This window comes from Azospirillum sp. UFLA03-27 (assembly GCF_059803775.1).
Genome location: NZ_JAUQTX010000336.1, coordinates 1 through 5,820, shown reverse-complemented (window position 1 = coordinate 5,820; position 5,820 = coordinate 1). Strand labels below are relative to the sequence as shown.

The window sequence follows — 5,820 nt, the reverse complement described above, 5'->3', positions numbered from 1 at the left end:
GCGTATAATCGTCGGCAGCGTCAGATGTGTATAAGAGACAGGTGTGCTCGGCGACGAAACGGGCGTCGATCAGGCCGTTGTCGGCCAAATGGACGAGCAGCCCGTTGAACAGCAGGGCGTCGGTGCCGGGCCGGATGGGCAGGTGGCGGTCGGCCCCATCCACCGTGGCGGTGCGGCGCGGGTCGATGGCTATAATGCGGGTGCCGCGCGTCCGCTTGGCCGCCAAAAGCCGCTGGTTCAGGATCGGGTGGCACCAGGCGAGGTTGGAGCCAACCAGCAGGACCAGATCGGCCTCTTCCAGATCCTCGTAGGTCACCGGCACCGCGTCGGCCCCGAAGCCGCGCTTGTGGCCGGCCACGCTGGAGGCCATGCACAGGCGCGAATTGGTGTCGATGTTGGCGGTGCCGAGGAAGCCCTTCGCCAGCTTGTTGACGGCGTAATAGTCCTCGGTCAGCAATTGGCCGGAGACGTAGAAGGCCACCGAGTCCGGCCCGTGTTTGGCGATGGTGTCGGACAGGCGCGCTGCGACGGCGGCGATGGCCTCGTCCCAGGTGACGCGCCGCCCGTCCACCTGCGGGTGGAGCAGTCGCTCGCCGAGACCCAGCGTGTCGGGCAGGTTGGTGCCCTTGGAGCAGAGCTTGCCGCGGTTGGCCGGGTGGTCGGGGTCGCCGACCACGGTGACGGCGCCGTCGCTGGAGACGGAGGCCAGAACGCCGCAGCCGACGCCGCAGTAAGGGCAGGTGGTGCGGATGGGCTTCCCCGCCGCGATTTCCCTCTCCCCCCTGGGGAGAGGGGAGGGTGAGGGGGTTGCGCTTGTGCCAAACGCTCCGCCAAGCGCAACCCCCTCACCCCAACCCTCTCCCCAGGGGGGAGAGGGAGAAAAAGGAAGGGGCGAGTCGGATGGCGTGTCACCCATGGCCGCACCCTCCACGGCCCGGACGGAAGGCCGCCAGCCCGAGCTGCACCGCGCCGTCCACCACCCGCACCGGGCAGTGCCCGGCGCAGCCCTCATCCGGGCCGACCGCCTCGCCGCTGGCGAGGTCGATCACCCAGCTGTGCAGCGGGCAGGTCACGCGCGCCCCGTGGACGATGCCCTGCGACAGCGGGCCGCCGGCGTGCGGGCAGCGGTCCTCCAGCGCGTAGACCTCGTCCGCCACGGTGCGGAACAGGGCGATGTCGCCGAAGTCGGTCCGCACCACGCGGGACCCCTGGCGGGGAATGTCCTCAACCGAGCCGACGGTGATCCAGGAAATGCTCTGATCCATGTGTCGTTACCCCACCTGAGCGAGCGGCGCGAATTCATGACGGTCCACCGACCCGCTGGCCCGCTCGGCCCAGGGATCGTCCTGCGAAAAGCTTTGGGAGAAGAGGAAGCGGGCGTTGAGCGCCGCGCGGCCTTCGGCATCATCGACCAGCCGGCGCTTGATGTGCTCCAGCCCGACGCGCTCCAGCCACGGGGCGGTGCGCTCCAGGTAACGGGCCTCTTCGCGGTAGAGCTGCATGTAGGCGCCGGTGTATTCCAGCACCTCCGCCTCGGTCTCGACTTTCACCAGCAGGTCGCAGGCCCGGACATGCATGCCGCCGTTGCCGCCGACATGCAGCTCGTAGCCGCTGTCCACGCAGACGACGCCCAGGTCCTTGATGGTGGCCTCCGCGCAATTGCGCGGGCAGCCGGAGACGGCCAGCTTCACCTTGTGCGGCGTCCAGGTGCCCCAGGTCATCCGCTCCAGCTTGACGCCCAGGCCGGTGCTGTCCTGCGTGCCGAAGCGGCACCATTCCGACCCGACGCAGGTCTTCACCGTGCGCAGCCCCTTGGCGTAGGCATGGCCGGACACCATGCCGGCGGCGTTCAGGTCCGCCCACACGGCGGGCAGATCCTCCTTCTTCACGCCGAACAGGTCGATGCGCTGGCCGCCGGTTACCTTCACCGTGGGGATGGCGAACTTGTCCACCACGTCGGCGATGGCGCGCAGCTCCTTGGCGCTGGTCAGCCCGCCCCACATGCGCGGGACGACGGAGTAGGTACCGTCCTTCTGGATGTTGGCGTGGACGCGCTCGTTGATGTAGCGAGACCGGCTGTCGTCCTTGTAGTCGCCCGGCCATTCGCAGAGCAGGTAATAGTTCAGCGCCGGGCGGCAATGGTGGCAGCCGTCGGGCGTGCGCCATTCCAGCCGCTGCATCACGTCGGGGATGGATTTCAAGGTCAGCGCGGTGATGGCCCGGCGCACCTCGTCGTGGGTGCGGTCGGTGCATTTGCACATCGGCTTGGCCTTCGCCTCGCCCGCGTAGCCGTCGCCCAGCGTCAGGGCGAGGATCTGCTCCACCTGACCGGTGCAGCTTCCGCAGGAGGCCGAGGCTTTGGTATGAGCCCGCACCTCGTCCAGGTTGGACAGGCCCTTCTCGGTGATCGCCTTGACGATGGTGCCCTTGCACACGCCGTTGCAGCCGCAGATCTCCGCACTGTCGGGGAGTGCCGCAACGGCGGCCTTAGGGTTTGCCGCCCCCTCGCCTCCGAACCCTTGCCCGAAGATCAGGGTGTCGCGGACCGGCGCCACCTCGGTCCCGTCCTTCAGCATCTGGAAGTACCAGCCGCCGTCCTTGGTGTCGCCGTAGAGGACGGCGCCGAGAATGCGGTTCTCCTTGACCACCACGCGTTTGTAGACGCCGCGGGCGGCGTCGCGGAACACGATGTCCTCGCAGTCCTTGCCGCCGGTGAAATCACCGGCCGAGAAGACGTCCACCCCCGTCACCTTCAGCTTGGTCGAGGTGACGGAGCCGGTGTAGGCGGCCTCCGTACCGCCGGCCAGCCGGGCGGCGGCGACCTTGGCCATCTCGAACAGCGGAGCGACGAGGCCGTAGGTCTGGCCGCGATGCTCCACGCACTCGCCCACCGACAGGATCGCCGGGTCGGAGGTGGTCATGGCGTCGTCCACCTGGATGCCGCGCCCGCAGGCCAACCCCGCCGCCTTGCCCAGCACCATGTTGGGGCGGATACCCACGGCCATGACGACCAGATCAGCGGGAAGTTCCTGCCCATTTTTCAGGCGAACCGCGGAAACGCGCTCGTTGCCCACAATTTCGGCAGTGTCGGCGCCGGTCAGCACGGTGATGCCACGGCGTTCCAACTCGTGCCGCAGCAGCGCCCCGGCGGAGCGGTCGAGCTGCCGTTCCATCAGCGTGTCCATCAGGTGCAGGACCGTGACGTCCATGCCTTTGACCTTCAAGCCGTTGGCCGCCTCCAGCCCGAGCAGGCCGCCGCCGATGACCACGGCGCGTCCCCCCCGAGCCGCCGCCTCCAGCATCGTGTCGACATCGGCGAGGTCGCGGAAGCCGACGACGCCGGGCAGGGTGGAGCCGGGAACCGGGATGATGAAGGGGGTGGAGCCGGTAGCGATCAGCAGCCTGTCATAGGGCACGGTCAGGCCGGAGATGGCCGTGACGGTGCGGTTCGCCCGGTCGATCACCTCCACCCGGTCGCCGGTCAACAGCTTGATTCCGTTGGCTTCATACCAGTCGCGCCCGTTCAGGACGATCTGCTCGAAGGTCTTCTCCCCGGCCAGCACGGGTGAGAGCATGATGCGGTTGTAGTTGGGGTGCGGCTCGGCGCCGAAGACGGTGATGTCGTAACGGTCCGGCGCCTTGGCCAACAGTTCCTCCAGCGTGCGGATGCCGGCCATGCCGTTGCCGACGACGACCAGCCGTTCGCGCGGAGTGGATGGATTGGTGTGCGTGCTCATGCTGTGTGCCCTCTTGCGAGGCCGCGAGGCCGAAAAGAAAAAGGCGCCCGAAGCCCTGGGGACTCCCGCGGGATTCCCAGGGTTTCGGACGCCGTTGTCCGGGTGGTTCGCCGTCGAACCGGCCATGGCGCCGTTGCCCTGGCCCTGATCTGCCCATCCTCCTGGCAATCCGCGTGCCAACACCGGCACCAAGGTATGAGAAAGGGGCCGGAATGGCGGATTTCCGCCATTTGCGAGGCTCCGCCACCACTGGCGCATGGCGGGAGTGTCGGGACCTGAACACGCGCTTTTGTCCTGCATCGAACAAAAAGCGGTCCGAAAGCCGACAAATTGTGCAATGCGGCACCACCAAGGTACTAGCACAAACAATAGGCAATTCGCGTCAAAGCCGCAGAAACAAAGACCTTTGGCTCTGTTTGGACGCTTGCTCAGCCTTTGGCATGGTCCTTGCGAGAGGAACGGCGGGACGCGCCAACGGCGGTGCGTCCATCCCATACGCCCAAGGTTGGGCCCCTCGGCACCGTCGCTGACCCGGTTCGACAGCCCTTCATGGCTGGAGAGCCCTCAACGGCGCGTCGCCGGTGGGGCGTTGGATCGAGGTCAGGCGTGCCGCGGGGTTCCGGAACGAGAGATGGAGCGACCGACGTGACTCGAGACGTGATCCGACTTCCCGCCTCCCCCCGCACCGCCCTGCTGTCCGCCGCCGCCACGCTGGCGCTGACGCTCGGGTCCGCCCAGGCCGCTCCGCTCGACGTGGAGAAAGACCAGCTCAAGCTGGGCTTCATCAAGCTGACCGACATGGCCCCGCTCGCCATCGCCGCGGAGAAGGGCTTCTTCGAGGACGAGGGCCTGTCGGTGACGCTGGAGCCGCAGGCCAACTGGAAGGTGCTGCTCGACCGCGTGATCTCCGGGGAGCTGGACGGCGCCCACATGCTGGCCGGTCAGCCGCTGGGCGCCACCATCGGCTTCGGCACCCAGGCCAACGTGGTGACCGCCTTCTCGATGGACCTAAACGGCAACGGCATCACCCTGTCGAACGAGGTGTGGGAGCGGATGAAGCCCAACCTGCCCAAGGGACCGGACGGCAAGCCGCTGCACCCGATCAAGGCCGACGCGCTGAAGCCGGTCATCGCCCAGTACCGGGCGGAGGGCAAGCCCTTCACCATGGGCATGGTCTTCCCCGTCTCCACCCACAATTACGAGCTTCGCTACTGGCTGGCCGCCGGCGGCATCAACCCCGGCTACTACGCGCCCAACGACGTGTCGGGCCAGATCCAGGCCGACGCGCTGCTGTCGGTCACCCCGCCGCCGCAGATGCCGGCGACGCTGGAGGCCGGGACCATCTTCGGCTACAGCGTCGGCGAGCCGTGGAACCAGCAGGCGGTGATGAAGGGCATCGGCGTGCCGGTCATCACCGACACCGAAATCTGGAAGAACAACCCGGAGAAGGTCTTCGGCGTCACCGAGGGCTGGGCCGCCAAGAACCCCAAGACCCATCTGGCGCTGGTCAAGGCGCTGATCCGCGCCGCGATGTGGCTGGACGAGAACGACAACGCCAACCGCGCCGAGGCGGTGAAGATCCTGGCGAAGTCGGAGTATGTCGGGGCCGACGCCAAGGTCATCGCCAATTCGATGACCGGCACCTTCGAGTATGAGAAGGGCGACAAGCGGGCGGTTCCCGACTTCAACGTCTTCTTCCGATACAACGCCACCTATCCCTTCTACTCCGACGCCGTCTGGTACCTGACGCAGATGCGCCGCTGGGGCCAGATCGCCGAGGCCAAGCCGGACAGCTGGTACGACGAGACCGCCCGCAAGGTCTACAAGCCGGAGATCTACCTGAAGGCCGCGCGGCTGCTGGTGGAGGAGGGCAAGGCCAAGGAGGCCGACTTCCCCTGGGCCAGCGACGGCTACAAGCCGCTGGACGAGGGCTTCATCGACGGCATCGCCTACGACGGCCGCAAGCCCAACGAATACCTGACGAAGCTGCCCATCGGCCTGAAAGGCGGGCAGGCGCTGCAGGGCGGGCAACTGGTCGGCGGCTGTCTCTTATACACATCTGACGCTGCCGACGATTATACGC

4 protein-coding genes are annotated in these 5,820 nt (G+C 67.4%); 1 reads left to right on the top strand and 3 read right to left on the bottom strand.

Annotation, left to right across the window (positions count from 1 at the left end):
* From Q4I23_RS29870 to nirB, 3 genes are all read right to left on the bottom strand, one after another.
* A partial coding sequence (locus Q4I23_RS29870) for a molybdopterin-dependent oxidoreductase (protein ID WP_498528625.1) occupies positions 1-751 on the bottom strand: 751 nt, incomplete at its 3' end.
* Positions 752-908: 157 nt separating this feature from the next.
* Positions 909-1,265 (bottom strand): nitrite reductase small subunit NirD, encoded by a 357-nt coding sequence (gene nirD, locus Q4I23_RS29865; protein WP_035677835.1) that lies wholly within the window; start codon positions 1,263-1,265, stop codon positions 909-911.
* Between the two features lie 6 nt (positions 1,266-1,271).
* The gene (gene nirB / locus Q4I23_RS29860) at positions 1,272-3,737 is read right to left on the bottom strand and encodes a nitrite reductase large subunit NirB (protein ID WP_498528624.1); all 2,466 of its coding nucleotides are present in this window, start codon (positions 3,735-3,737) and stop codon (positions 1,272-1,274) included.
* 657 nt (positions 3,738-4,394) lie between these two features.
* On the opposite strand from nirB, the gene Q4I23_RS29855 reads away from it, so the two are divergent.
* Positions 4,395-5,820: CmpA/NrtA family ABC transporter substrate-binding protein (locus Q4I23_RS29855; protein ID WP_498528623.1), on the top strand; the 1,426-nt coding region annotated here is incomplete at its 3' end.

Bases quoted from the DNA above. Each gene is read 5' to 3' on its own strand.
- nirB (WP_498528624.1), bottom strand. From the start codon at position 3,737: ATGAGCACGCACACCAATCCATCCACTCCGCGCGAACGGCTGGTCGTC.
- nirD (WP_035677835.1), bottom strand. From the start codon at position 1,265: ATGGATCAGAGCATTTCCTGGATCACCGTCGGCTCGGTTGAGGACATT.